The 1,607-nt window shown below is 64.8% G+C and carries 2 protein-coding genes; one reads left to right on the forward strand and one right to left on the reverse strand.

What is annotated here, in order from left to right:
- The coding region (locus F6S12_RS31580; RefSeq protein WP_315869837.1) for a LysR family transcriptional regulator at window positions 1-657 on the reverse strand (657 nt) is incomplete at its 3' end.
- A 125-nt stretch (window positions 658-782) separates the two neighbouring features.
- On the opposite strand from F6S12_RS31580, the gene F6S12_RS31585 reads away from it, so the two are divergent.
- Window positions 783-1,607 (forward strand): muconate/chloromuconate family cycloisomerase (locus tag F6S12_RS31585; RefSeq protein ID WP_315869838.1); only part of this gene is annotated, 825 nt, incomplete at its 3' end.

Consider the following 1,607-nt stretch of genomic DNA (forward strand, 5'->3'; position numbering starts at 1 on the left):
GGCGATCTTCAGGTTCAGGCCCCGGGCACTGAACAGCGCGATCACATGGTCGGCGTAGCTCGGGCGCGGGTTGGCCGGGTACAGCACGAAAGGCTCGTCCGCCAGTTGCGCCAGGCTCACCGGTTGCCCCAGCAGCGGGTGGCCGGCGGGCAGGGCGACCACCAGGCGGTCTTCGGTCAGCACCTTCTGCACGATGGCCGGGTCGTCGATATGGATACGCCCGAAGCCGATGTCGATGCGCCCGGCCTTCAAGGCTTCCACCTGCTGCAGGGTAGTCATCTCCGACAGGCCCAGTTCCAGTTCCAGGGTGCCGTTGCTGCGCAGGCGGCGGATCAGTTGCGGCAGCACGCCGTACAGGGTCGAGGGGGCAAAGCCGATGCCCAGCCAGGTCTTGTGCCCCAGGCCGATGCGCCGGGTGTTGTCGCAGACCTTGCCCAACTGCTCCAGTACCCGGTTGGAATGCTCGTAGAAAAACCGCCCGGCGGCGGTCAGGCGCAGCGGTCGGCCACGCTCCAGCAGCAGCACCCCCAACTCGTCTTCCAGTTGCTGGATCTGCCGGCTCAACGGCGGCTGGGCGATGTGCAGGCGCTCGGCGGCGCGGGTGAAGTTGAGTGTTTCCCCCAGCACCTGGAAATAGCGCAGATGACGCAGTTCCATGACAGCTCCCCAGTGGTGAAGTGCATACCTTAAAGGTATCAAGCCAGACCAATTCTATATTGGAACCCCGGAAAAAGCCGGGACAGAATCGCTGGCAGAACTTCAAGAACCTGATGGGTATGGAAATGCACGCTTCTGCCATTGAATCGATCGAGACGATCATCGTCGATCTGCCGACCATCCGCCCCCACAAGCTGGCCATGCACACCATGCAGAACCAGACCCTGGTGCTGATCCGCCTGCGCTGCGCCGACGGCATCGAAGGCCTGGGGGAATCCACCACCATCGGTGGCCTGGCCTATGGCAATGAAAGCCCGGACAGCATCAAGACCAATATCGACCGTTTCGTCGCGCCGCTGCTGATCGGCCAGGACGCCAGCAACATCAACGCCGCCATGCTGCGCCTGGAGCAGAGCATACGCGGCAACACCTTCGCCAAATCCGGTATCGAAAGCGCCTTGCTCGACGCCCAGGGCAAGCGCCTCGGGCTGCCGGTCAGCGAACTGCTGGGCGGCCGGGTGCGCGATGCGCTGCCGGTGGCCTGGACCCTGGCCAGCGGCGACACCGCCAAGGACATCGCCGAAGCGCAGAAGATGCTCGACCTGCGCCGCCACCGCATCTTCAAGCTGAAGATCGGCGCCGGTGAAGTGGACCGCGACCTGGCCCACGTGATCGCCATCAAGAAGGCCCTGGGCGACAGCGCCAGCGTGCGGGTCGACGTCAACCAGGCCTGGGACGAAGCCGTGGCCCTGCGCGCCTGCCGCATCCTCGGCGGCAATGGCATCGACCTGATCGAACAACCGATTTCGCGCAACAACCGCGCCGGCATGGTGCGCCTGAATGCCAGCAGCCCGGCGCCGATCATGGCCGACGAATCCATCGAGTGCGTGGAAGACGCCTTCAACCTGGCCCGGGAAGGGGCGGCTTCGGTGTTCGCCCTGAAGATCGCC

Source organism: Pseudomonas sp. JV245A (assembly GCF_032424515.1).
GTDB classification, from domain to species: Bacteria; Pseudomonadota; Gammaproteobacteria; order Pseudomonadales; family Pseudomonadaceae; genus Aquipseudomonas; species Aquipseudomonas protegens.